This window comes from bacterium 336/3 (assembly GCA_001281695.1).
GTDB lineage: Bacteria > Bacteroidota > Bacteroidia > Cytophagales > Thermonemataceae > Raineya.
The window spans coordinates 2,847,217-2,873,076 of record LJIE01000001.1 but is presented as its reverse complement, the minus strand read 5'-3'; the positions used below and the strand labels follow the sequence as shown (position 1 = coordinate 2,873,076).

Genomic DNA, 25,860 nt, shown 5'->3' with positions numbered 1-25,860 from the left:
AAGCAACGTTTTCCAATCTACTTTTACTGTACAACCACTTTCTTATATAAGACCTTATTTTCATATTCGAAAGAAACTATATACAAGCCTTTTGCAAAGCTTTTTAGCGAAAGGCTTTGTTTGTTATAACCAACATTAGCAACGGTTTGATAATTAATCGTTCTTCCAACCACATCTGTAAATATTATTTTTACAGAACCTGTGTTAGGTGCTGTAAATGAAATAGTTAAATCGTCAGTAGTAGGGTTGGGGTAAGGCTCAAAAACCATAAAACGATTACTTAAATTGATACAAGCTTGATTGTTCTGATTATTTTTGTCTTGCAATGACGGCTTCGGTAACACATTGATACACAAATAACGGTTTTTTGATGTAAGTTCTGATGACAAGATTGTTTGTAAGTCAAGGTTTATTTTTTCACCAATGGCAATGGTATTAGGATAAATTTCCCTGAAAGTAGTATCACCAATCTGTACTTCAATTGTAATCTGATTGAGTAGTGTATTTCCTTTGTTTTCCAGTTCAATGTTAAGCTTTTCACCTATCAAAAGAGCCTGATTGATAGCCAAATCAGTTTGGAGTGCACCCACACCAATTACTTGACTAACAGAGCTTTCGCAATCGTTATTTGTTTTTGCTTTTAAAGAAACCACATACTCGCCTGCTTGCTGATAAGTATGTTTGGGATTTGTTTCTTGAGATGTTGTTCCATCTCCAAAAATCCACTCATAAGCAGTAGCTCCACTCGAAAAATTTGTAAAATTAATTTCTAAAAGATTATTACTGGTTTTCTGAGCATTGAAAATAATATTAGGAGCATCCAATACCTCAATATTTTCGACAGTAAAAGAAGAAGTACAATTATTACTATTTTTTACTTGGAGTGTTATGTCGTAAAATCCTGATTTTGTAAATGTTACAGTCGGATTGGCACTCTGGCTTGTACCATGAGCTTCAAATAACCACAAATATTCAGAAGCATTGACTGTTGTACTTGCAAAAGAGACAGGGACACCCACACATATTTTAGTTGGAAAATTAAATGAAGCCAAAGGATTATCTAATACATTAATATTTTTTGTAATGACATCTGTACAGCCTGCTTTATCTCTTACAGTCAAGCTAATGGTATAATTTCCAGTAGTTGTATAAGTTTTTGTAGGGTTTTGAAAAGGAGAGTATGTACCATCACCAAAATTCCAGTAAAAGCCTGAAACTTCATCAAAAGGTAAATTTGTAAAAGTAGAAAGATTATTAAAGACTATTGGTTGTCCTAAACAAGCTGTTGTAATTTCTTGAAAATCAGCATTTACGCCATTAGAAACGATTACTTGTTTGCTAATAGTATTGCTACATCCATTGACATTATTGACTGTAAGTGTTACATTGTAAGTACCCGATGAAGTATACAGATGTGTCGGATTTTTAGCATTGGAGTTATTGCCATCACCAAAGTCCCAAACCCAAGAACTCACTTGAGCATCAGAACCCACAGAAATGTTGTTAAAACTCATCAAATTACCTACACAAACCGGATTAGCTGTAAAATTACCTACTGTAGAGGTTGGGTTTACTGTAACAGTATTGTTGTGTAATTGAATAAGTGTATTATTGCCATCATAAACCCTTAATGTAATAGGATGCGTACCAACATTTCGATAACTCACATTGGTTGGATTTGTAGTTGTAGTACTTTCAGATGGAATATTTACACCACAATCTCGTTTAAATTTGATTTTAAATATATTATCAGCAAATAGAGTTACGCTAAACACATAAAAAGCATCTTGATGATAAGCCCAAGCCAAACCATAAAAATTATTAGGAGTATCTGTCATAGTAGCTACTTGAGTAATGGTAGGTGTATTGTTATTGATACTGCTACCATAATCCATTACAAATAACTTTCCAGGGTCATAGCCTAAAACCAATGCATAAAACTTGCCATCTTCATGAATAGCCTTGATACCAATTCCGAAGCCCAAATCTACAGGAGGGACGATTTTTGTGTAAGTGGGTGTAGAAGTAATACTTCCAGTGAACTTCAAATGAAAAATATGCAGAGCTCCAACCATCAAAACATTCCAAACACCACAACTTTCTATAAAATCAAAATCTTGACCTCCACTTCCATCTAAATCAGGAATATTGAATGTATTGACAATATTAGATGTACTGATAGGAGTATTGAGACTTGTTCCTAAATTTACAACATAAAAATTTTTGGTATCTCTGTCAGATGTAATCAAATAATAATTATTTCCTTCTTTTAAAACTCTAAAGCCATACAAATTATAAGTACCTAAATTGCCTGCATTGGTTGCAACAGGTATGTTCTTTAAAGAGTTGCCGAAATTAAACCGAATAAAAGTGGCGTTAGTATTGAATCTTAGATTCATCAAACCTATCCAAGTATTGGTTGTATAATCTTTTTGAATGACTAGATCATAAGGATTTCGGAGCGTACCTCCGAAACTACCTAAATCTACAATTTGTTGAGGAGCATTGTTGGGGCTATTGCCAAAATCTACCCTAAAAAGTTTTCCATTATAAAAAGAAGATATAAACAAGAAATATTCACCACTATCAAAAATCAACTGTGGCTTCAGTAAACCATCTGCTCCAAACATATTGAGGAGTTTTTCAGTAGTGGGAATGGTTTTCATGTCTTCTCCACACAAATTCCAGTTGTAGGTAACGTTGCTTGTATTATCAGGATTGGTAAGATTAAATGTTTGGTCAGGGCATACTATTGTAGGTATTCCAAAGTTGGCTGTATTACTCGGAACACATTGGGCAAATAGTTCCCCCCATGAAAGAATTAGAAAATAAAAACTAAATAAGATAGAAATTCGCATATTCATAGCCTTTTGTCATACATCCTGTTTAGAGCCTTTAGGTAAGCTCTCTAAACGAAATAAAACTTGCCCAACAAACAAATGTATAAAACTAAAAAAACGTTCTTTTAATGGTTTTGTTTTACTTACATGATAACTCAAAATCCAGTAAGATTTTATTTTTGGAATCAGTTGTATGATATCTTGTTGAGCTTTTAAATCAATCCATTTATTCCAATGCCATTTTTTAGCAATCCAGACTACTACCTTCATCAGTCCCCAATACCATAAAATTATCATCAGAATAGATAAAATCAGGCTTGTCCAAATATTACCATCTCCCCAAATGTATAGAAAAACTGACAAGAAAACAAGTGTAGCCATTGCTTTCCATATTTTATAACTATTTTGAGAATTCTTGACTTCTTCAATATTTTCCAATTCTATGTTCTGAGATAACAGTTCAAATGATGGATGATTTTCTATATATTTAATATAACGATTAATAAGTAAACCTATCAAAATACCCGTACATGCATATAACATTACATAAAACCCAAATAAATGAGTGCTGTTGGGGTAGTGCAAAAAACCAAATATTTTGGCAGTTTCTGCAATGATTTTATCTAAAACTTGATAAAACCCTTTTCCATACAACAATGTAAGCACCAAAATCTTTTGGAGAGCAGACTCTAAAAGTCCTAAAAAACCTAAAATAATGGTATTGAACTGAAAAAAACTTGAAAACCTAAATAACAAATAACCTATCACACCTTGAAAAGCCACAGCCAAATAAGCTCCAATAGGCGAATGAGGATTTAAGGCAAATTTTAGGCTTAATACAGTTGCCAATGCAGGCAAAATATGTTGTACACCCCCAAAACGAGCAAGCAATACAATGCAAAAAATAGACCCACCACCCACATAAATTCCTGTAAAAGGTAGTTTGAAAGCATGAGCAAGTCCACCTAACGAACATTCTATAAAAGCCCAAAGAGCAACAATTCTATAAGTTTGAATATGTATTTTTTGTACAATCATAGTATCAAAAAAAGTTTTTTGTAAATCTATAAAAGATATATCAATGTATGATTTTTGTAAGATATAAATTTCGATTATATTGGTAGAACTTTGGAAAAAAATGAAAATATGAAAAAAATAATATTCTGGATAATGTTTATGATGTCTGTTGCTACACAAGCTCAAAATATTTATGTTGTTAAGAATATAAAAGGCATCATTAAAAATGGAGAAAAAGGATTAAAAATAGGAGATAGCATCAATGAATCTTCTATTCTTACATTTGATAAAGAAGCTTTGATGTGTCTTTCGAGTACAAATATTAAGCAGTGGATGCTGTCCTCTGATATGCCTAATATTCAGGTCAATAAAACGTATGTTTTAAAAGATTTACTTCCTACAATTTCAGAATCAACATTATTTCTGCCTCTTGAAGATAGCTTAAGTTTTCAAAATCATTTTGGAAATAAAACTTTCAGAGTATATGGAGATAACTATTCTGTGAGAGTTGCTCCGTCTTATCATGTAATGTATACCAACGAACAATCTGACAGGTGTTTTTTATTTAAAATGAAATACGAAAACAAAGAATTTTATCAACATCTACAAGGGATAAAAAATTACTTATACTTCAGGAAAAAAGATATTTTCCAACGTGAAAATAAAACGCTCCAACCACAAAATGCACAATTTTTAGGTTTGTTTTTCTTCCAAAAAGATAAAAATACATACACCCAATTAGCTGATTTTCAAATATTTTTTGTAGATGATGGTAAACTCTTGGAGAAAGTAAAACCTCTTGTTGATATGATTGATAAAGGTAAATTAGATAAGATTTCATATACAGTATTTTGTAACCAAATAAAAATGATAGCTGATGAAATGTATGGAAAAGTTGAAAAAGATAATATCACTTATTGGTTAGAAAGAAAATTGTATGTTTATAAACCACTTTCTAAGAATTAAACCATGAAATATCTGTTCTTTATCTTGGTTATCGGATTATTTGCTTGTGAAAAGAAAGAAAAGCATCAGGAAAACACGCATAAACCTCAAAAAGACTCTACAAAAGTGAATACTAAACCATTTTGGCATGATGTAGCCAGCCAAGAATTTGTCATCAATGCAGATTCTACAAACATTATTGTGGGGGAAAATGGGGTGTTTTTTGTGTTTTTACCTCAATGTTTTACAGATAGCACAGAAAAAATAGTACAAGGTAAAGTACAAATTCAGGTGAAAGAAGCTCAAAAAGTGTTAGATTCTCTTCAAACAAACATTCAAACAGATGTACAGACTTTGGGTGTTTTTTATTTAGAGGCTTTTCAGGATAATAAAAAACTAAAAATCAAGGATCAAGAAAGTATTTGGATAGGTGTGCCTTACACAGAAAAACTAAAAAACATTGATTTTTGGAAAGGCTCTATGATTAAAAATACAATAGTATGGAAAAACGAAGCCAGTTATCAAATAAAGCCAATCAAAATGCCCAATCCTTCAGAGAAAGTGCTTTTGGAGTACGGTATTGCTATCAATGAGGCAAGTTTACAAAAAAGCCATCAAGAAACATCTCATTTCTTAAAGCAAGTAGATGAAAAATTCGTTTTGAAAGGCAACAAATATGTCTATAAACCTTCTGCCAAAGAAGCTTATGAGGAGGCATGGGATGTTTCTTTTATCAATAAAATTCGCCAAAAACTAAAAGCTATTGAAACTTCTCAAAAATACTTGAAAGAACAGACTATTTTCAATAAACTAAAAAACGAGAAAATAGAACAAGCTTGGAAAAATTACCCTCAAAACAGAGTAAGTACAAACCCCATTTTTAATGAATTTCCTATTGAACAAATGGGTTGGTTTGCTATTTCAAAAACTATGAAATAAATATAAAATATTCAATACCATAATTTTATGATTAAATATTGTTGTATTACTTTGCTATGTATGAGCTTGTTTGCTTGTTCCTCGAAAGAGAAAGAAACCAAACAAGTAAGAAAAGACTCAGCTACAGGCGTACCCGAAAAATTACCAGAAGCCCAAAAAGATGAACGATTCTTAAATCTTTTAAAAGATATTCCAGAGGCTCGTTTTTATGTGTATGCCAGCGATTTACAAACTTATTTTACAACAAAAATAATTCCTGCTATCGAAAATGGTAAAATGACAGCAGGACTGATTTCCTCAGAACAAGTAGAGGCTTTGGAATTACCTGATAGTAATTTTGGCGAAAAAAATGTAGTTTGGATTAGAAGTAAAATGGTAGATGAAAACTATATCGTTCTACTTGTTGGGGCTTCACCCAAAGATTTTCTGCAAGACGATTTTAGTTATTATCTTGTTTCTTTCTCGCTTGCAGGCAAATATATAGCTCACATACCTTTCGCCTCTTTTCAGGAAATTAGCCCTTCTACTGATACCAAAAGCCAATCTTTTTGGAACAAATATCAAGTAAAATCACAAATAGAGAAAACTTTCTACGACCACACCGAAAAAACGAAAAGATTCACACAAGAAACCATAGATTATGAAATAAGCCCCAGAGGGCTATTCAATATTATTTCTAAAAAACTCAAACGTAATTACTCTGACCAAAACAATTTGGATATGGATGACAACTCCATAGATGGGTTGTATGCAATGTTTCCATTCAAAGTGGAGGGGTTTAATGAATCCAGTCCTGATATTAAGGAAAAAATAGATAAGGAAAATGGTTTTATGAGTTTGGAAAATACAAAAACAGCAGAAAAAGTTGTTTTTACCTATTTCATAGATCATGCAAGCGGTAAGACTTTTGCCCAACAATATCTTATAGCAGAGGGTGATGGAGGAAGTATTTATGAAACTTATTTTTTCGTTTATGGAAACTCTACTTGGACAGATGTAACTGAAGATATCTGCCCCTCTATTACACTCAAAGACTTTTGGGATGGGGAAAAAAGTGTACCTCCTCGCAAATATCAGCAGTTTTTTGCCATTAGCTATGAATTGCCCCAACAAGGTACGACCGTAAAAGCTTGTTTACGAGAACTATCTACCGTAGATAGAGGTATTGATTTAGAAGAGTTTGAGAAATATACCAAGAAAATTCGCTACCAAACCATCGAACTTAATTGGAATATGGATGAAGGCAAATTTGAAGTAGGTAAAAAATATTAGAGATATGGAAAAATTTCATTACAAAAGCAATGTTGCTTACTTGCCTTTTCAAAAAAGGCTCTTTAAACATACTAATTTATTGCTTTTACTGATAGTTTTAGGGGTTCAGATTTTAGGCTTATTGGTTGTGGCATTTATATTCGCACCTTATATGGCTTTTCTTGCCATCTTTTTGAGTTTAGGCATTTTTGTAAATTATTATTTCTTTGCCAAATGGGTTCGATTTTATTTAGAAGAAATTAGTATTGATACACAGACAAAAATGTGTTATATCAAGTATTATGATAAGGATATGCCTAAAAAAGAACAGATCCCTCTTGGAAATTTAGAAATCAAATTAGAAACTATACATGTAAAAGGGGGGAATAAACCCAAACTGTGTATTTATAAAAATAAGCAACTCATTGTTTCTCAGCTTTGTGGAGTAGGGTATTGGAATAAAGATATTTGTTAAAAAATGGCATTTTCTTATAAAAACTATCAATAAAAAAGAGAAGCTTTATTCTCTCCCCTTAGTGTTTTAACATAGCAACAAGGGCAAAAATAACATTAAACAATGACAAAGGAATTAGAAACAGCAATTCAAAATCTTTACAACACATTTTCGATATATCCTTGTAATTCAATAATGGAAAGTTGTCCTTGTTGTGTTTCTGATGCTGACAAAGAGAAAATTCATTCAAAACAATTAAGAGACTTGGATGAGGATGACCTTTCAAGGTATGCTTTCAAAGCGATGACAACATGGGGCGATATAAACGATTTTAAACACTATTTACCTAGAATATTTGAAATTTTAGCTACAAATGATGTTATAATAAATATTTCTGTTGTACTTAGAAAGCTTGAATATGGTGAATGGCAGGAGTGGTCAGAAGAAGAAAAAAGAGCCATTACTAATTTTATATGGGCTTGGTGGACTAATGCAACAAAAAACAAGTCTTATTTTGACATACAAGCCTTTACTGAGATATATCAGTTAACAGGTGATATTGAACATTTGCTTAAGCGTTGGACAATTAGCATGGAAGATAATAGCTTCGCAAATTTTGTTGATTTAATGTATAGGTATTACAAAGATTTAACAGGTAAGAGAACTCAATTTAGAGAAATGGATGATGTTTCTATTGAAAAACTGATAAAGTGGATTGATGACAATTCAAAATTGCTGGAATCAGGATTTTTTCATTTTGTTGATAAGGATAGTGAACTAGCAGAGACAATATCGACTACTCTATTTATCTATGAACATACTTGACAAAACCCAAAACTGAACGGCTAAATAGATTTTCTTCACAAATAAAAAAGAGAAGCACTTAGCTTCTCTTTTTTGTTTATACATTTGTCAATTCTTCTTTGGTAACAGTATTTTCTGTTTTGGTTGTAGATTTATTTTCTTTCAACCTTCGCCACAAAGCAATCATAAAACCAATAATAATGATAATAGAACCTATCCAAAGCAGATTTATCAGTGGTTTTTCCATCGCTTTCATGATGATATAATCTTTTTCACCTACATCTGCCGAGAAAATCATTTCACCTTTTTCAGTATCAATATTTTTGAAAGTAAGCCTTACACCCAATTCTGGCAATATTTCAGGAATATTTGCCATTTTATTTTCTTTTTGATTGACAAGTAAAATAGGCTCTGCTGTATATTGAGAATTTTTTCCAATGATTTTTACTGTAGCTTTTACAGCAATTTCATTATCTGTTAGTTTTTGAGCGTCAATTTCAGTTACACGCTTTACTTCCTCCAATACAGCCACAAAGTCATTCAATAAAAATGTATCTTTGGGGTGTACCTTAATTTCTTGTGTCTCAGAATATTCTCTGCCTTTTTCTGGATCAGGATAAATGGTTGTTACATGCGTATAAAGGTCTTTTCCCAATTCCTGACGAATATCTGGAGAGGCTACTACTTCCCCTTTTCTAATACCATTCATTTGTACACGAGGGAACAAATTGAACAGTTTACCATTTTTTGTTCTGTACTCTACTCTGTAAAATAAATTTTCTGGACGAGTAGTGAGTGTATCACCTTTCTTGAAATATGCTTTCTCATTATAACGAATGTCTTTGATAGCCACCAGTTTATAAGGGTCATTTACAAGGCTCCTTACATATTTCTGATTGATGTACCCAGGGTAACCTTTCGCTTCTACATACATACCTTTGTAGGTAATGATATAATCTTTCATTCTGTTGGGTTCATCCATCCAAAGCAAAACATTCTTTTTATTGAATTCTTCAGGTGCATCTTTGTTATACACCAAACCCGAATTGTTATCAGAAATAATTTTAGAATAACCAGCCGAATACATAATTCCCAAAATCATGAGAGCAATACCAATATGCGAAATTGCTCCACCTGAAAGGCGTGGATTTTTACGCAATACCTGAAACATCAAACTCCCATTTGCCACAAGAGAAAACATGGTAGAAGCAATAATCAGGATAATAAGTAAGTATTTAGACCACGCAAGAGCTGTTTTTCCAAATTGTCCTTTGGTTGCCAAAAATTCCTTTTGAAGATCTTCATTATTTTCCAAGAAGAAGATTAGAATTCCTGAAAGCACCATAGATGCCAAAATAGGCAATGCAATAGATTGATAGAACCCTTTTTGAGGACTAATTTTTCGCCACCAATAAAATTGACCTATACCTGAAAAAATTGCTACTAAAATTGCAAAAAAACCTTGTATCGTTCCATATAATTCCATTGGGTTTGATGGTGGAGACTGACCAAACACAGGCTTTGATGTAAATAAAATTACTTGAAATGCAGCTAAAAACAAAATAGTAGCACTTACAAATGTCCAAAGCTCAGGTGAGTAGGTGGTGATTTCTTTGTTATCAGCTTTGATGTATTTCCAGTATCTTGCCATAATCCAGACAGTTACCACCACAAAAACACCCATCAAAAGCACTAACTGTCCACTCAAACCTAAATCAGTGAATGAATGTACAGAAGCATCTCCCAAAACTCCACTACGAGTCAAAAATGTAGAATATAACACTAAAAAGAATGTTACAGAAAGCATAATAATAGAAGCCTTCAAAGAACTACTACTATTACGAGCTGTCAGCATGGTATGTAAAGAGGCTACAAGTGTAAGCCAAGGTACATAAACAGCATTTTCAACAGGGTCCCAATTCCAATAACCACCAAAATTCAAAGTTTCATAAGCCCAGTAAGACCCCATCACGATGCCCAAACCTAAAATAGCAGATGAAACAAGCGTCCATGACATTGCAGGGCGTAACCATTCTTTTGTTCTGTTAGTTGCCAATCCTGCCATAGCAAAAGCAAAAGGAACAAAACTCAATGCAAAGCCCAAAAAGATAGTAGGAGGGTGAATCACCATCCAATAATTTTGTAAAAGAGGTGATAATCCACTTCCATCTTTGGGGATAAAATTAGGATTAAAGGTTTCTCTAAACGCAGGATTATAAATGGGTAAATCTAAAACTTCACGGGTCAATACAAAAGGTGAACTGCCTATCTTAAAACTATCAAAAAATACTACACCTAGTAGCATAGAGGTAAGAATAACCTGCAAAAGAGCAAAAATGCTCATGACAGAGCGTTCCCAAGTTTTTGATTTCCAAATAAGAATACCTCCAGCAAGTACATTCCAGAAAATCCAAATCAAAAAACTACCTTCTTGCCCTTCCCAGAAACACGCAATCATGTATTGTATTTGTAAATCATTGGAAGAGTGGTCATAGGCGTAAAAGTACTCATAGAATTGATTATACACAATGCTAAAAAGCACTAAAATAACTCCAAATACAGCTCCACTATGTACAAAGAACGAAACTCTGCCAAAACGAAGCCAACTTTTACCCTCTTCAGATAATTCTTCTTTTCTTTGGCTGAAAAAATACCCTAGCCCAGAGGCAATAGCACTTGCAAATGATATAAGTACTAATAAATGCCCTACGCTTCCTATCCAAATATTTGGTTCTCGCATTATATAAGAAATTGATAACGAAAAATAAAAAATCTATATGTTTAAGCGTTTTTGATAAAACGAATAAGTTCTCTTACTTGTGATAAAAACTGCCCATCTTCTGAAATCTGAGCAATTCTTTGTTCTGTTTTTTGGCTAAACTGTCCAAAAATTTGTTCTTGTTGCAACTTGAATTGTTCATTTTGCTTTTTAAGCTCATAAGATACATCCTCTAAACGTTGTAATTGCTTCTCTTTCAAAGAAATCCAAGATTCAGAATTGTCAGTTTGTAATAAATCAGAAACTCTTCCTACATCATATCTCATTTGTTCAATATCTCTTTGTAAGGCATATACATCATCTTCAGGGTATTTGATAGATTTTGTAATGGCATATAAACGATAATGAATGTATTGAATCAGCCTCACAGTAGGGCGTAAACCTGTTAAAAGTAATGCCAAAATAGCTCCCCAATAGCCCACTTTACTAATTTCATATACAGCTAAAAAATACAAACCAACAGCCGATAAAATATGTAAAACAATGGCTATAATCAGGTAAATACGAGCTATTTTCTTAGCATAATTTATATCACTTTCTCTGACATTGGTACTTTTATCCTTATATAAAGCGATATCTGCCAGTACTTCTTTCGCCCTGAAATGCATATTCCAAGGTACAGTAGTGATGAGTATGAGCCACCAAAAACCGACAATACCTACAAGCCAGTCCAAAAAGTCGCCAGTAGGTAGGTGTGTCCAACGAAGTACCCCAAAAACTAGCAACGATAAAACTGTAAGTCCCAACAAAGTTGAGAAAATTGTTGAGGTATTTTGTGTAGAATATGGGTCTTTATACATATTTTTGAAAACTAAATGAAAATGATATGTTTAAAAAACTCTATGAAAAGTATAAGGATTACATCAGAGTAGATGCTCTGCTGTACATAGTCATGATATTACTGATTATCATTTTGTTTGTATTCTTTCAATAAAGTCTTTTAATTCAACTGCTTCTGTTGTCCTTCATATTTAGAAGGGCATTTCATCAAAATTTTATCTGCGACAAACTGATTGTTTTTGTTGTAAGCACCAATTACTACAATTTGTTCAGAACGCTCAAAATCTTGAGGTTTAGCATCATTGTAATATACTTTCTCTGTTTTTCCAGCATTATCAACCATTTCAAAAACAAACAAATTAGGATTTAGTTTGGGTTCGTACTCCAAACCAACCACTTTGCCAATTGTGTTTTTAGGTAATTTTCCTATTACATGCACTTTCTTCTCTTTCCCTTTTTTTGCAAAGCCTTCTGCTTTTGCAAAATCTACATATTCACTTGCATCACCCATAAACGATACAATAAAGCCAATAGAAATGGCAATAGCAATAATGGCAACAATATGAGCAGGTTTCATAAGATTTAATCTTTATTGTGTTTTGTGTTTTTTTCTAAATGGGTTATTTTTCTATCCAGACGAATGATATAAAAAAGTAAGCCAACCATAATAATGGCAAGTACAGCCACTACAACATAAAATTTATCGTCTGTTCTAAAAAACTCTTCTACTTGGTTCTGTGCAAATGTAGGCAGAGAAACAAGCATCATGAAGAGAAACAAATATTTTAACTTTTTCATTGTCTATATCAATTATATTTTTTGTTCTTTTGAAATAATCTGAATCGTTTTGGTGCTTTCTGTTTCCTGCAAAGTGGCTTCTACTTTTCTTAGACGTGTCCTGAGTGTTGCAATCCATAAAGCAAGCCCCAAAAAGCCTATTACAGCAGGATAAAACACCATACGCATTGCACCATTAAGATCGTAAGCATTAAAACCTGGGTTTCCTCCATTGCCTGGGTGTACACTGTCATACAAACGAGGCATCACAAAAATCAGAGGAATATAAACAGAATAAGCAAAAATATTATAAACAGCTGAAATACGAGCAGCTTGTTCTTTATTTTCAATGGCTGAACGTAAAATAAAATATGCCAAATAAATGAGCAGAGCCACAGCAGCTCCATAAATTTTCACATCACGAGGTAGAAAATCGCCCCACGTAAATTTCCCCCAGACCATGCCCGTAACAAGTCCCAAAATACCATACAAAACACCTACTTCAGCAGACGAAACAGCCATAAAGTCAGATTTTTCGGTAGTTTTACGTAAATAAATAATAGACTGAACAACAGAAATAGTCAGCACAAAAACCATCCCAAACCACATAGGGACATGGAAATACAGATTTCGAGCTGTGTGATCTAAATTTCCTGTTTGAAGGCGTGGAATATCAAGAAGAAAGCCCGCCAAAACAGCATATATTAAAAGAATGGCTGTAACCCATTTCCACCAAGAGAGCTTCAGGAGCATAAGTTTTGTATATTTTTTTGCAAAATTAGTTTTTTCTTACCTACTTCCAATGATTTTTCTCATAAAGTATTTGTACAAGCAAAATGTTATGAATTATAAATACCTGTATGCTACAGTTTGTTTAGTTATAAGCTTATGGATTTATGTGTTTTACAGAACTGAGCAAACTGTAATTAATCATATCATTGCTTGGATCATTTCGCCTGCTCATTTCAAAGAATTAAGAAATACAATCACCTTATCATTGCCCGAATTTGTAATATATTCATTACCAGAAGGTTTATGGATATTTGCGACTACAATCATTTCTAAAAAATTAGTATTGAAAACCAAAAAAATCAGTATATCAATGATTTACATGCCATTAATAGTGGCTTGTTTAATAGAACTTGTACAATATGCAAAACTAAGCAGAGGGATTTTTGACTGGTTTGATGTTGTGGTTATCATCTTTTCTTGGGTTGTGGCTTGTGCTTTTAATCAAACTAATCAAATAAAAAAACAGAAAGAAGCAAAAATGGTTTATGTAACCTTTACTTACATCATTATTGTTTTTTCTTATGTTTGGAAATAAACAATAGATTTGAATTGTAAATATTTGATAATCAAATTTATAATATAAAATAGTATGGGAAAGGATTTTATTTGTATAAAAAAATATTTACTTTTAACATAAATTTAGGGATAAATATAACACACTGCTCAAAAATTTAGAACCTATGAAAAAATTATTACTAAGTCTGCTTTTGATACTATTTTATTTGCCTGCTTTTGCTCAACCCCAAGGCAACAGAGGCCTGTTTTTTGATGGGACTGATGACCATATTACTATCAACACATTACCTGATGTGGATGGTAACTTTACTATTGAAGCATGGGTTAAAATCTATGAACCCATTAATTTTGGTCAAATTTTCTCTATTTTAGATAAAAATGATGGAGTAAGTGGTTATTCTTTTTATATCCGAGAAAATACAGGAAATGCTCAAATTGTATTATGGATGAATGCAGGAACTGGTTCTTCTTTTTCAAATAATATTCCAATGGGGAATTTTGCTGATAAAAAGTGGCATCACATTGCTGTTACCCGAGCAGGAGTAGGCTCAGCCATTAACTTTTATTTAGATGGAGTAAATGTAGGAAATATACCTGTAAATAATATTAATATTCTTCCTGTAACAACTACAGCATATATTGGAAAACGAGGAACAAGCTTTTTTAAAGGACAAATAGACGAGGTACGTTTTTTTACTACACAAGAAAGAAGTGCTGGACAAATATCTACAGATAAAGATGCTGTGGGTAATTTAGGAGCAGAGTTTTATTGGGCATTTGAAGAGGGACAAAATCAAACAGCAGGTAATACAGGTACTAGTGGAGTATCTGGTGATGGTGCTTTAGGTACAAGTATCTCACCTGATATCGGTGACCCCCTTTGGGCTTTGCGTGTAAAAAATACTACAGATAGTGGTTTGGAAAGTTTAAGAGATGTGATAACCAATGCCAATACTTTAGTAGGGACCAATTATATAGATTTTAGTATTCAGCAGGCAAACCCTGCAACAGTTAGTACTATTATTCTAACAACAACAGCAACAAATGGAGTAATTGATATTAGTGAGCCTGTGATTATAGATGGTTATTCAGCTTTTGGTGCATCTAAGAATTCAAATGTTGCTTTGGCTAATGGTACAAATGCTCAAATCAGGATAGAATTAGATTTTTCAAATATACCAGATAGGGACGGTTTGCGTTTAGAAGGTGCAGGTGCATCTGGTAGTCAGATTAAAGGTTTATCTATATATGGAGCTGGTTTAGCACAAACTGTGACAAGAGCTGGCATATATTCAAGTACTGCTAGTAATGTTATAGTTGAGGGTTGTTTTATTGGTACTAATGCAAATGGAGTAGCTGTTACGGGTAAGGCTAATAGCAATGGAATAGCCATACAGTTTGCAAGTAATGCAGTAATAGGGGGGACTACAACAGCATCAGCCAACCTGATTTCCAATCAAAGTAATGATGGTGGCATATTTTTAACATTTGCAACTAATACTATTATTCAGAATAATCTTATAGGTACAAATCCTGCGGGAACAGGTGCTGTACCTAATAACCGAGCAATATATGTAGGAGCAAGTGGTGCTAATATTTTAAATAATGTTATTTCAGGTAATTTGACTGGTATTACGGTAGCTACATCAAACGGTAATACAACAAACATCAAAGGAAATTTAATAGGCACAGTTGCAAATGGGTCTTCAGGGTTGCCTAACACAACAGGAATAGATATAAATTTGGTTACTACTAATACTATGATTGGAGGAATTGGGGCAGGAGATGGTAATATCATTGCTCATAATTTAGGTTCTGGAATAGTTGTCAATGGTACTGATGCGGATAATAATACTATTTCAAGAAATAGTATTTATGCCAATGTGGGTAGTGGTATTTCACTTATAAATGCTGGTAATAACAACAAACCAGCCCCTACCATCACTTCAGCAACGCCAACTATTATAACAGGAACTTGTACAAGTTGTGCGAACTTAGAAATTGTGGAAGTATTTGATAACCCACCTGCTGAGAGCCAAGGACGAACATTTTTAGGAATAGCTACTGTCAATGCAGGAGTATGGAGTTTTGCGGGAACATTTACATTAGGTAATAATATAACAGCTACTATTACAGATGCAGCAGGTAATACATCTGCTTTTTCTGCACCTGTTGTGATAGCTCCACCTTCAACAAACTTTTTTACATTAGGTGATACAAATTGGAATAGTAATGCCAATTGGTCATCAGATGGCTCTACACTTTGTGGTTGTCGTCCACAAGGAGTAACAGGAGCAACGATTGTCATTCGTAGTGGACATACAGCTACACTGAGCAACAATGCTGATTTAGGTACAAACAATACCATCAATATCCAAGACCCACTCTCTACTTTAGAGGTAACAGCAAGTATTTCAACGCCTATTCAAACACTCAATGGACAGGCAGGTACAAGAATACTGATGAGAGTATTTACTTTTCCTCCCATTACTACCAATACTTTTGCAACCACAAACGGCACAACCATAGAGTTTGGGGCAAATTCAGCGGGTACTATCCCCAACCAGTTCAATGGAAATAATTATAAAAGTTTAGCCATTAATGGTTCTGGTGGTGTTAAAAATGCAGGTGGAAATATCTTAGTACAAGAAGATTTTAGTTTGCTAGGAGGAGATGTTTTTCATGTAGGAGGTGATGACTTTACAGTAGATGGTATAACTACCATAGCACCAAGTAGTATGTTTATAGACAATGCAACAGGTGGTATAAATACTTTCAATGGAGTTATTAATAATGATGGTGTACTTTCTGCAATAGGAGCTGGTGGAAATGTTTCTACTTTTAACTTTAATAATGATGTTATTAATTCACCAACAGGCACATTAAATCTTGATTGCAATTGTCAGTATAATTTTAACAAAGCAGTAGCTCCTCCATTGTTGTTACAACCAGGATTAGCAATGATATTTGGTTCAAATGGAGGTGGAAGTGGTAATATATTTTCAGATTTAACTATTGGAGATGGAGCATTGGTAACTTTTAACGTAACCAATGTAGCACAATTATTAATAGCTAACAACAGAACTGTCAATAATAATAATTTTACAAGTGGAGTGATGATGAATGGGAATGGTGCAATCAATGGTGCAAATGCAAGTAGTAGATGGAATCAGGGGAATAATGCTCAATTATACTACAATTCAGATGTACCCATTATGAATACAGGTATTTTTGATGCTTCCACAAACCCCAATACAATTTTTTATTCAAGAGCAGGCGACCAAGTTGTCAAAGGTACAACCTATCATAGTGTTGCTTTTGGAGGTTCTGGGCTTAGAAATGTGACTACAGGTAATTTTACCATCAACACTAATTTTACAATACCTTCAGGTATTACATTCCAAATTAATGGAAACAATTTTACAGCCAATGGTGCTGTAACGATTGTGGGTGTTTTTAATGATAGTGGCTCTGGTGGAACAAATACTTTTAATGATATTGTACAAGTAAATACAGGAGGTACTTTTGCTGTGATAGGGGCTAATACAACAGGTTTTATTTTTAAAGGTAATATAACCAATCAAGGAACATTTAGCTTGATAAATAGCACACAATGGGTATTAGATGCAGACTTGAGTATTCAAAATCAGAGTGCATCTCCAATGACTTTTTCAGATATAAGCTCTGGTTTGGGTACAATTAATGGAAATATTACTGTTTTAGATTTTGCAGGTGGTGGAAATGTTATTTTTAACGGCAATGGAGGAGTCCTTTTAAATGGCACTCTCAACAATCAATTAGGAGATTATCCTACAGCTACTCGTTTTTTAAGAATATCAAAATTAAATGGTTCAGGAACACTTACAAATGCTACCAATGCTGTAATAGATTACAGAGATGATCAAGCTTCTACAGCCAATTTTAATCTGTTAGCTCCTGATAATTTGTTTGTATATTCATTTGGAAATGCAACTATGAAAAGTACAACTTATCATCATCTCAAGATAATAGGAACTGGAACTAAAACATTATCAGGAGATATTACTGTAAATGGTAATTTGGAAATAGTTTTAGGAGCATCTCTCAATACTACAACTTCTAATCATGATATAGATATGAAAGGAGATTGGTTAGGCAATGGCACATTTATACCTAATAATAGTATAGTTACTTTCTCTGGTATAAGTGGTGTACAGTCAATAACAGCAAGTGGTTTAGCTCCTTTCAATCAAATGAATATCAATAATTCTGGTAACGTTTCTCTCAATACACCAGTTACTGCAACATCTATTAGTTTGACACAAGGTAAATTAATTTTGAAAGGAAATGATTTTACTTTAAATGCTATTCCAGCTACCGATCAAATTACACAAAGTTTTACCAATACCTCCACTTCCTATATTGTAACAGATGGCATAGGGCGACTAATTAGAAATAGTTTACAAGTGGGTACTGTTTACGATTTTCCAATAGGGGAAATCTCCAGCATCAGACATATCAGTATAACACCTGCAACAGCAGGCAACATGGCTGCAAAATTTGAAGCCCCTCTGACACCACTTCCTCCTCTAAGTTTTACAGATGTAGCTGTGGGTAGTTGGTCTTTATCAGGTCTTGGAGGAAGTGTAACATTTTTCAACTCAGGCTGTATCAGTACAAACTCTAAAGTATATCGTTTAAATGGTGCAGTATGGGACATTACAGGTATCACCACAACAGTTGCTTTACCAAGTTATACGGCTACTGCTCTTAATTTTGCAACTTTAGAAAGATATACCATTTTTGGTACAGCTCCATTAGTGATTAACCCAACCACATTACCCAATGGGCAAGTAGGTATAGGCTATCTTCAAACGCCTTTTAGTGTGGTGGCAGGCTTGCCCCCTTTTACTTTTTCTTTAAATAGTGGCATATTGCCAGATGGTTTATCTTTGGATGGCGATGAGCTAACAGGCTTTCCTACAACAGCAGGTTCATATACATTTACAATTGGAGCTTCAGATAATGCTGGTAATACAGGAGAAAGAGTTTATACATTGGTGATAGACAGAGGACAGCAGTTTGTACAAAGTTATTCAAGTGTACTCTTACCAGATGGAAAATATGAACTGAATGCAACTTTCGATTCAGGTCTTCCAGCTTCATTTATAAGTACAAATAGAGAAGTTGCAACCATACAAGGAAATATATTGACACTAACATCTCAAATATTTGATGGAGAAACCGATATATTGGCATTTCAAGCAGGTGACGGTAATTTTCAAGCAAGTGACAGTGTATTGGTGCTACGTATCAATAACTTTGGACTTACCACGGGATTGAACGATTTGGAAAAAAATACAAAAATTTATCCAAATCCAGCTACTGAAAAAGTATCAGTAACAACTACCAAAAACTCAATAGAAATACAAAGAATTGAATTACTCAATTTAATGGGGAATATTTTAAAAACTTCTTATCCTATATCTCAGGATAGTGTTTCAATTCCTTTAGAAAACATATCAAGTGGTATATATTTGCTTAAAATAACAACCAATCAAGGGATATTTCTCAAACGGATTACCAAACTATAGAATACATTACTTCGATTTTTTTATCTTATAATTACTATGAAAAAGATTTGTTTTTTGGTATTGAGCATATGGATGGTATGTGATTTAAAAGCTCAAACATTTTTTACATTAGGAAATACTTCTTGGAATAATAATACAAATTGGTCTAATGATGGAAGTTCCCCCTGTTCTTGTAATCCTTTAGGGATAGGTAGTGCAAATATTATTATTAGAACAGGGCATACGGCAACAATAACCAATGCAAGCCACCTTGGAACCAATAATAACATTGATATTCAATCTGGAGGAATATTGCGATTAAGTGCTACACCTGCCAATACAATAGCTACTTTACAAAGTACAACGGGAGGAGGAACATTAGATGTAGGGCTTAATTTACCTATTGTAACTACTAATAGTTTTACAACCAACAATACCAACACTATCATATTTGGAGGAGGAATTATGCCTTCTTCCAAATTTACAGGATTTCATAATGTGGCGGGTTTGTGTACTTTACCCAAAATAAATGTAACATCTCCTTTTACTTGTAATGACTTAGGGATTAACCTTGATATATTGGGAGATGTAACACTGAATGGTGGCAACTTTATTTTTATAGGAACAACACCACATACAATTCGATTGCGTGGAAATGCAAATATAACAGGAGGGACTTTTGGTATAAACAATAATGTAACATTTAATCAAGACCCAACATCAATTATAATCAATGATTTATCTTTTGACGTTCAGCCTGGTGGAGTAGCAAACTTTGGTGGTACATTTAGACAGCTACAAGGAGCTAATATATCTGGTTCAGGAGCAAAAAACTTTGTGGCAAATTCAGTTTATATCCATGATGGTAGTGGTGGAGTTATACCAACAGCCAATTGGAGTCCCACTTCCGAATGTAGAATTGTAGGAGTAACAAATACAGCTTTAACAACAACAAGCTTTGCTCAAACATTTGGCAATTTTACTTGGGATTGTCCTTTACAAACAACACCACAAACTATCAATGCAAATATGACAGTTTTGGGAGACTTTAAAGTATTGAATACAAGCACAGAAAGCTTGACATTGGCTACAAGTGGAAATTTTACCTTAACCACTAATAATCTTATTCTCAACCCTACAGTAGGTAATACTGCACAATTTTTCTTGGCAAATGGAGGTAATACAGGAACTATAGACTTAAAAGGTAATTTAAATGATGGTATTATTCCTTCAGGTACAATAACATTTGGTTTAGTAGGAACAAGTGGTGGAGCAATAGCTAATATTTCTTTTACAGGGACAAATAATCAATTTTTTAATCCTCCACCTTTTTCTTTTGGTAGTCAGAGTAATTATCAATACAATATTACCATTAATAAATTGGGAGTTAATAATAAGGTTATATTAGTTCCTTTAAACTACAACTTTGTGCCCACTGGAATATTAAGTAATACTATTGATGTAATCAATGGTGTATTTTCTATTTCAAGAAATTTCCCTAATAACCAAACAATAGATATAGATAATATACAAGGGGCAGGTACACTCGAAATGACCAATGCTAGTCATATTCTTAATATTTACGGGAATAATAGTACAATAACCAATTTGGTTACAGATGGAAGTGATACCCAAATTTATTATTTGGGTGCAGGTAATCAAAATGTATTTCCAAGCCCAAATTATAGAACAGTGGGTTTTAGAGGCAATGTAGGAATTAAAACATTGTTAGGTAATATCATTGTGAACAAAAATTTATTAATAGATACGGGAGTAAACTTTGATGTATCTGCCAGTAATTTTGTAGTAGCTCTTAGAGGCGATTGGATTAATAAAGGAGCATTTACTCCCAGAAATGGTAGAGTTGAGTTTATTGGTGCAAATTCTCAGATAATAGGTGATGTAGTCAGTACAACTTTTTATGACTTAGAAATCAATAATACAGCAAATGTAACGATTGCTAATGGTGTTACAAATAGCGTTACAGTAACAAATAATCTGAATTTAACGAATGGTAAGCTAATATTAAACAATGATTTGAATGCAACAGGTAATATCACCTCAACAATAAATAATTACATTGTAACACAAACAGGAAAACTGAATAGATTAGTTTCTACTCCTGATATATCGTATCCTATTGGAAGTATTAGTCAATACGTTCCTGTTACATTATCAGGAGGAGATGGAAGTTCAGTAGGAATGGCTTTTGATGGTTCTCCTATACCAAGCTTGCCTGTAGGAGCAACAGATGTAGCATTTGGGAGCTGGTTTATGGAAAGCCCGACTAATACTGTTCGTATTCGTTTTGATAACTCTGGTTCAACAAATTCTTTTAGCAAAATACACAAGCTTAATGGAGCAGTTTGGTTAGCTGAGGCAACTACCTTTAATGCATCGCCATCAGCAACTTATACCACTACTACTTCACAATCATCAGGAAATTTTGCTTATACAATATTCAACCCTCCTACAGGTGGGACAATAACAATATCACCTCTTAATTTACCAAATGCCATAGTAGGTGTACCTTATAATATAAATTTAACAGCTACAGGTGGTAGTGGAATGTATACTTTTACGGTTACCTCTGGTACATTACCCAATGGCTTAACTCTTTCGTTATCTGGCATTTTAAGTGGAATACCTTTAGAAGCTACTGCTGGACGTACTATTGATATCACAGCTTCTGATGGTACAATTACAGGCTTAAAAAACTATAATTTTGTAATTGATAAAGGAGAACAATCAATACAGACTTATTCAAGTACTTTATTGCCAGATGGTAAATATCAATTAACAGCAGTTTTTGATACAGGTCTTCCAGTTTCATTTTTGAGTACCAACAGGGAGGTAGCTACGATTCAAGGTAATATAGTAAGTTTAACATCAAAAGAATTTAATGGAGAAGCAGATATATTGGTATTTCAAGAAGGAAATAATAATTTTAAAGCAAGTGATAGTGTGGTGGTTTTACGTATCAATAGTTTTGGATTAACAACGGGTTTTAATGAATTAGAAAAAAATATAAAGCTTTATCCAAATCCTACAACCCAAAAAGATATTACAATTGTAACATCGAATCCACAATTACAAATTATGGATGTATTGATTATTAGTGCTTTAGGTATAAAAATGCCTATTAGTATGGATATAAATGGAAATATTATAAAAATAAACACGGAATTATTGCCTGAAGGAACATATTCTATTTCCATCAAGACAAATCAGGGAAATGCTATGAAAAAATTGATTAAATTATGAAAGAATGCTCTAATAAGTAATTTTATGTTTGGTTTTTCTAATTTACTCATTAGATTTGTATATAAAGTATGATAACATTGTTTTACACTTGAAACAGCTTTTTTATGTTTAAGAAATTGATACTATTTACAATTTATATGATAAGCTTAGCCTCTTTGGCTCAACAACGCCCATCTTTAAAGCAAGATTCTATTCGTTGGGACAAAGAAAATAAGAGAATTATAGTTCCTTATAAAATTTCTAATGGAGGAGATTATAAATATGAATATGAAATAACACCTCTTTTTACACAAGATAATGGACAAACCTACAAGCCTATGGAGAAACTCAAAGGACATTTTGGGAAAGACATTTTGGAAGGTGAAAAAAAACAAGTTTGGTGGCAATATGCAGAAGAAAACCCTGAATTTAATGGACAAAATCTTAAAATTAAACTAAAAGCTGATTTTAAGCCAAGCGTTTTCAATTTGATGAACCAGGAGGCTATGAAATACTCTGTGATGTTACCAGGCTTTGGGCAAACCAAAGTTCGCCATCCAAAAGGATGGAAATACAAATGGGCTTTGACATCAGTAACTGTCTATGGTTTGATAGGAGGTAGCATCTTGATGAATTATAGAGCTGGTGTAAGTTACGATAAGTACTTGGTTTCTCAGACACGTAGTGAAGCCCAAAGCCGATTTGATGAAGCCAAGAATTTGCAACGCCTTTCTTATGGTATGGCAGCTCTCTCTGCTGGTATTTGGGCAACAGATATTATACTTGTAGGGTTGAGGGGTAAAAGAAATAGTATAGAAAAGAAAAGAATTTTGAAACGTAACGAAGAAATGAATACAGATATTGGTATAGGAGTTAGTCAATCTTCTAATTTACAACAAATACCCACATTAGGATTTAGATTAAAATTTTAAAACTATGAATCAGAAATACAATTATTACTTTTTTTGGACTATATTGTTCATATTTATTTTAGGAGCTTGTAACAAAATAGAGCGTATTAGTGCTGTGCGTATCACTAATGTTGAAATGCTTAGAGACTCTCTCTCTGCAATTGTTTCTGGTGAAATTATAGACTCTGAAGTTAAAGCAGGTTCAATTTCTGACCATGGTTTTTGTTTTACAGAAGGCTTTGCTGATGTGAGACTTGGCAATGAAAATGTTGATACGCTTAGCTTGGGACCCGTTACAGACGAAAATAAAGTTTTTTCTGATACAGTTGTAATGGAATTGCCCAATACAACCTATTACGTAAGACCTTATATGATTGTAGATGGAAAAATAGTATATGGTTCTCCTAAAGCTGTTAAAACAAGAGACTTTAAAGTAGAAGACTTAAATTTAGGAATATTATCTACTGTTGTAACTTTTGGTTCTTCTGGTAGCCTAGACATCAAAGCATTTGTAAATAAAAAGAAAATACAAACAGAACCTGTAACACTAATGGACTTTGGAACAAAAGTATCATATCTGCCAGATTCTACGACAGGTGTTTTTTCATTGATAATGCCTACAACAGATGATATTATATATTTTTCAGATACATATACACCTGCTATCTTAGGTTCACCTCCAACTTCAAATGCAGAAAATGTTTATGTTTGGGCATTTGCTAGATTCTTTGTGAATGCAGACCCTAATGATATTAGAACAATTTATACACGCATGAAAACCGTAAGTATAAAACCTTAAATATAAGCCTTATGAAAATAAGGCTTTTTTTGTATGGATTATGAAATATGTATTTGCCATTGTATTTTTATGAAGTTGTAAAAAGAAAGAAAATCTTCCTCCATGTTCTTCAAGGAATTGGAAGCTTATAAATATAACTAAACAACCCAACGAAATTATACAAGAAAGTGTATCGAAGGTTATTTTTGGAGATACCAATTATGAATGGAAAAATACAAATAATGAATCTTTAGAAAGTGGAACTTATATATAAGATATTGATGCTCAAGTACTTACTTGTACTCCATCAGGCAATTGTTTTATTACAAAAAAGCCCGAAACCTACCAAGTACAATCCATTTTAATAGACAAACACTTAACCCTTACTTATCAGAAAGTAGATACAATCATTGTGTTTGAATTAGAAAAAGATTGTCAATAACAATACTCACTATTTTAGAAAATTAGAATAAGTCTTGTATCTTGCGAGTTCAATTTCGCAGATTTAAAAATTATGATGTTTTTTTCTATTTGGACAGAACAAATAGCAGATAAAGGAGAAGATGCTCCTGCTACACTTTTGATAGATGAAGAGAATGGAACAGGTTTATTGGTTGTATATGATGGCTTAGGAGGTTCTGGAAGCACTCCTTATACCATAGGACAGAAAACATTTACAGGTGCATATTTAGCTTCGAGGCTTGCTATGCAAGTAACTGAACAAGCATTTGTACAACAAAACCCTGAAATAGAAAATTTTACAGAAAACCTTGAAAAATATCTCAAAACTGCTTTTTCGCTTAAAATAGCTCAAATAGACCAACAACGTTCCAAACTCAAAAGCAAATTGATACGCAGGTTACCCACAACCATTGCAGGAGTTGTTTTTAGGGTAGAAGAAGGAATTACCATGTCCCAAAATAAATACTATACAGAAAGCTTTTGGGCAGGAGATTCAAGGGTGTATGTGCTCAAAAAAGATATTTTAAAGCAAATTTCTGAAGATGATTTAATAGAACCTTTTGATGCTTTTGAGAACTTACAAAAAGATTCACCCATATCAAATTGCATCAGTGCTGACGAAGATTTTACTTTAAGAAAAAAACAAATCATTTTTGATGAACCCATTGTACTAATAACAGCTACAGATGGAACTTTTGGGTATTTACCAACTCCTTTTCATTTTGAATATTATTTACTTGCCACGCTACATCATCCACTTGTATGTAATGTAGAAATGTGGCAAGAAATCCTTACAATAGCCTTAGAAATGGTAACAGGCGATGATATGAGTCTGAGCTTGATTACTTTGGGCTATGGAAATGATTTGATGAGCCTGAAAGTAGCTACTTTAGACAGATTTATGGAACTCAGGCAATCTTACATTAGGCCTATGGCTTTAAATAGAGAAGACTCTGACATACGCCAAAGTCTTTGGGATGCCTACAAAGAAACCTATTATACAATTTAGATTAACTCATC

The 25,860-nt window shown here is 33.3% G+C and carries 17 protein-coding genes and 1 pseudogene; 11 read left to right on the top strand and 7 right to left on the bottom strand.

Annotated features, from left to right (window positions below; translation table 11 throughout):
- Window positions 1–23 precede the first annotated feature (23 nt).
- Window positions 24–2,858 carry a hypothetical protein gene (locus tag AD998_13340; protein ID KOY86994.1) on the bottom strand — a complete coding sequence of 945 codons (2,835 nt, stop codon included), beginning with the start codon at window positions 2,856–2,858 and terminating at the stop codon, window positions 24–26.
- A gap of 15 nt (window positions 2,859–2,873) precedes the next feature.
- Window positions 2,874–4,037 carry a hypothetical protein gene (locus AD998_13335; protein ID KOY86993.1) on the bottom strand — a complete coding sequence of 388 codons (1,164 nt, stop codon included), beginning with the start codon at window positions 4,035–4,037 and terminating at the stop codon, window positions 2,874–2,876.
- Here AD998_13335 and AD998_13330 point away from each other — a divergent pair.
- From AD998_13330 to AD998_13310, 5 genes and pseudogenes are all read left to right on the top strand, one after another.
- A complete protein-coding gene (locus tag AD998_13330; protein ID KOY86992.1) occupies window positions 4,020–4,823 on the top strand; it encodes a hypothetical protein in 804 nt (267 codons plus the stop codon). The two genes, AD998_13335 and AD998_13330, sit on opposite strands and share 18 nt — an antisense overlap.
- A gap of 3 nt (window positions 4,824–4,826) precedes the next feature.
- Window positions 4,827–5,741 (top strand): hypothetical protein, encoded by a 915-nt coding sequence (locus AD998_13325; GenBank protein ID KOY86991.1) that lies wholly within the window; start codon window positions 4,827–4,829, stop codon window positions 5,739–5,741.
- A 60-nt stretch (window positions 5,742–5,801) separates the two neighbouring features.
- The gene (locus AD998_13320) at window positions 5,802–7,013 is read left to right on the top strand and encodes a hypothetical protein (protein ID KOY86990.1); all 1,212 of its coding nucleotides are present in this window, start codon (window positions 5,802–5,804) and stop codon (window positions 7,011–7,013) included.
- Window positions 7,014–7,017: 4 nt separating this feature from the next.
- Entirely contained in the window at window positions 7,018–7,467 is a 450-nt protein-coding gene (locus tag AD998_13315; GenBank protein ID KOY86989.1) for a hypothetical protein, read from the top strand.
- A gap of 102 nt (window positions 7,468–7,569) precedes the next feature.
- Window positions 7,570–7,815, top strand: a pseudogene (locus AD998_13310) (hypothetical protein).
- A 532-nt stretch (window positions 7,816–8,347) separates the two neighbouring features.
- Here AD998_13310 and AD998_13305 read toward each other — a convergent pair.
- The 5 genes from AD998_13305 to AD998_13285 all read right to left on the bottom strand — a co-directional run bounded on the left by AD998_13305 (window position 8,348) and on the right by AD998_13285 (window position 13,333).
- Window positions 8,348–10,990 carry a hypothetical protein gene (locus tag AD998_13305; protein KOY86988.1) on the bottom strand — a complete coding sequence of 881 codons (2,643 nt, stop codon included), beginning with the start codon at window positions 10,988–10,990 and terminating at the stop codon, window positions 8,348–8,350.
- Window positions 10,991–11,031: 41 nt separating this feature from the next.
- Window positions 11,032–11,790, bottom strand: a complete 759-nt coding sequence (locus AD998_13300; protein ID KOY88202.1) for a hypothetical protein — start codon at window positions 11,788–11,790, stop codon at window positions 11,032–11,034.
- Between the two features lie 179 nt (window positions 11,791–11,969).
- A complete protein-coding gene (locus AD998_13295; protein KOY86987.1) occupies window positions 11,970–12,386 on the bottom strand; it encodes a cytochrome C biogenesis protein in 417 nt (138 codons plus the stop codon).
- A 5-nt stretch (window positions 12,387–12,391) separates the two neighbouring features.
- Entirely contained in the window at window positions 12,392–12,607 is a 216-nt protein-coding gene (locus tag AD998_13290) for a hypothetical protein (GenBank protein ID KOY86986.1), read from the bottom strand.
- 12 nt (window positions 12,608–12,619) lie between these two features.
- Window positions 12,620–13,333 carry an ABC transporter permease gene (locus AD998_13285; protein ID KOY88201.1) on the bottom strand — a complete coding sequence of 238 codons (714 nt, stop codon included), beginning with the start codon at window positions 13,331–13,333 and terminating at the stop codon, window positions 12,620–12,622.
- A gap of 55 nt (window positions 13,334–13,388) precedes the next feature.
- Between AD998_13285 and AD998_13280 the strand changes: the two genes are divergently transcribed.
- From AD998_13280 to AD998_13255, 6 genes are all read left to right on the top strand, one after another.
- Window positions 13,389–13,913 carry a hypothetical protein gene (locus AD998_13280; GenBank protein ID KOY86985.1) on the top strand — a complete coding sequence of 175 codons (525 nt, stop codon included), beginning with the start codon at window positions 13,389–13,391 and terminating at the stop codon, window positions 13,911–13,913.
- A gap of 145 nt (window positions 13,914–14,058) precedes the next feature.
- Window positions 14,059–19,467 carry a hypothetical protein gene (locus AD998_13275; GenBank protein ID KOY86984.1) on the top strand — a complete coding sequence of 1,803 codons (5,409 nt, stop codon included), beginning with the start codon at window positions 14,059–14,061 and terminating at the stop codon, window positions 19,465–19,467.
- A 72-nt stretch (window positions 19,468–19,539) separates the two neighbouring features.
- Window positions 19,540–22,710, top strand: coding sequence for a hypothetical protein (locus tag AD998_13270; GenBank protein ID KOY86983.1), 3,171 nt, complete (start codon window positions 19,540–19,542; stop codon window positions 22,708–22,710).
- A 104-nt stretch (window positions 22,711–22,814) separates the two neighbouring features.
- The gene (locus AD998_13265; GenBank protein KOY86982.1) at window positions 22,815–23,621 is read left to right on the top strand and encodes a hypothetical protein; all 807 of its coding nucleotides are present in this window, start codon (window positions 22,815–22,817) and stop codon (window positions 23,619–23,621) included.
- A gap of 4 nt (window positions 23,622–23,625) precedes the next feature.
- Window positions 23,626–24,399, top strand: a complete 774-nt coding sequence (locus AD998_13260; GenBank protein ID KOY86981.1) for a hypothetical protein — start codon at window positions 23,626–23,628, stop codon at window positions 24,397–24,399.
- Window positions 24,400–24,895: 496 nt separating this feature from the next.
- On the top strand, window positions 24,896–25,849 hold the full coding sequence (locus AD998_13255; protein ID KOY86980.1) for a hypothetical protein: 954 nt from the start codon (window positions 24,896–24,898) through the stop codon (window positions 25,847–25,849).
- Window positions 25,850–25,860 lie beyond the last annotated feature (11 nt).

What these genes read in the sequence shown, in the direction of transcription:
- AD998_13305 (KOY86988.1), bottom strand. Translation starts at nt 10,990, where the DNA reads ATGCGAGAACCAAATATTTGGATAGGAAGCGTAGGGCATTTATTAGTA.
- AD998_13280 (KOY86985.1), top strand. Translation starts at nt 13,389, where the DNA reads ATGATTTTTCTCATAAAGTATTTGTACAAGCAAAATGTTATGAATTAT.
- AD998_13315 (KOY86989.1), top strand. Translation starts at nt 7,018, where the DNA reads ATGGAAAAATTTCATTACAAAAGCAATGTTGCTTACTTGCCTTTTCAA.
- AD998_13275 (KOY86984.1), top strand. Translation starts at nt 14,059, where the DNA reads ATGAAAAAATTATTACTAAGTCTGCTTTTGATACTATTTTATTTGCCT.
- AD998_13265 (KOY86982.1), top strand. Translation starts at nt 22,815, where the DNA reads ATGTTTAAGAAATTGATACTATTTACAATTTATATGATAAGCTTAGCC.
- AD998_13325 (KOY86991.1), top strand. Translation starts at nt 4,827, where the DNA reads ATGAAATATCTGTTCTTTATCTTGGTTATCGGATTATTTGCTTGTGAA.
- AD998_13330 (KOY86992.1), top strand. Translation starts at nt 4,020, where the DNA reads ATGTCTGTTGCTACACAAGCTCAAAATATTTATGTTGTTAAGAATATA.
- AD998_13260 (KOY86981.1), top strand. Translation starts at nt 23,626, where the DNA reads ATGAATCAGAAATACAATTATTACTTTTTTTGGACTATATTGTTCATA.
- AD998_13340 (KOY86994.1), bottom strand. Translation starts at nt 2,858, where the DNA reads ATGCGAATTTCTATCTTATTTAGTTTTTATTTTCTAATTCTTTCATGG.
- AD998_13270 (KOY86983.1), top strand. Translation starts at nt 19,540, where the DNA reads ATGGTATGTGATTTAAAAGCTCAAACATTTTTTACATTAGGAAATACT.
- AD998_13295 (KOY86987.1), bottom strand. Translation starts at nt 12,386, where the DNA reads ATGAAACCTGCTCATATTGTTGCCATTATTGCTATTGCCATTTCTATT.
- AD998_13255 (KOY86980.1), top strand. Translation starts at nt 24,896, where the DNA reads ATGTTTTTTTCTATTTGGACAGAACAAATAGCAGATAAAGGAGAAGAT.
- AD998_13320 (KOY86990.1), top strand. Translation starts at nt 5,802, where the DNA reads ATGAGCTTGTTTGCTTGTTCCTCGAAAGAGAAAGAAACCAAACAAGTA.
- AD998_13290 (KOY86986.1), bottom strand. Translation starts at nt 12,607, where the DNA reads ATGAAAAAGTTAAAATATTTGTTTCTCTTCATGATGCTTGTTTCTCTG.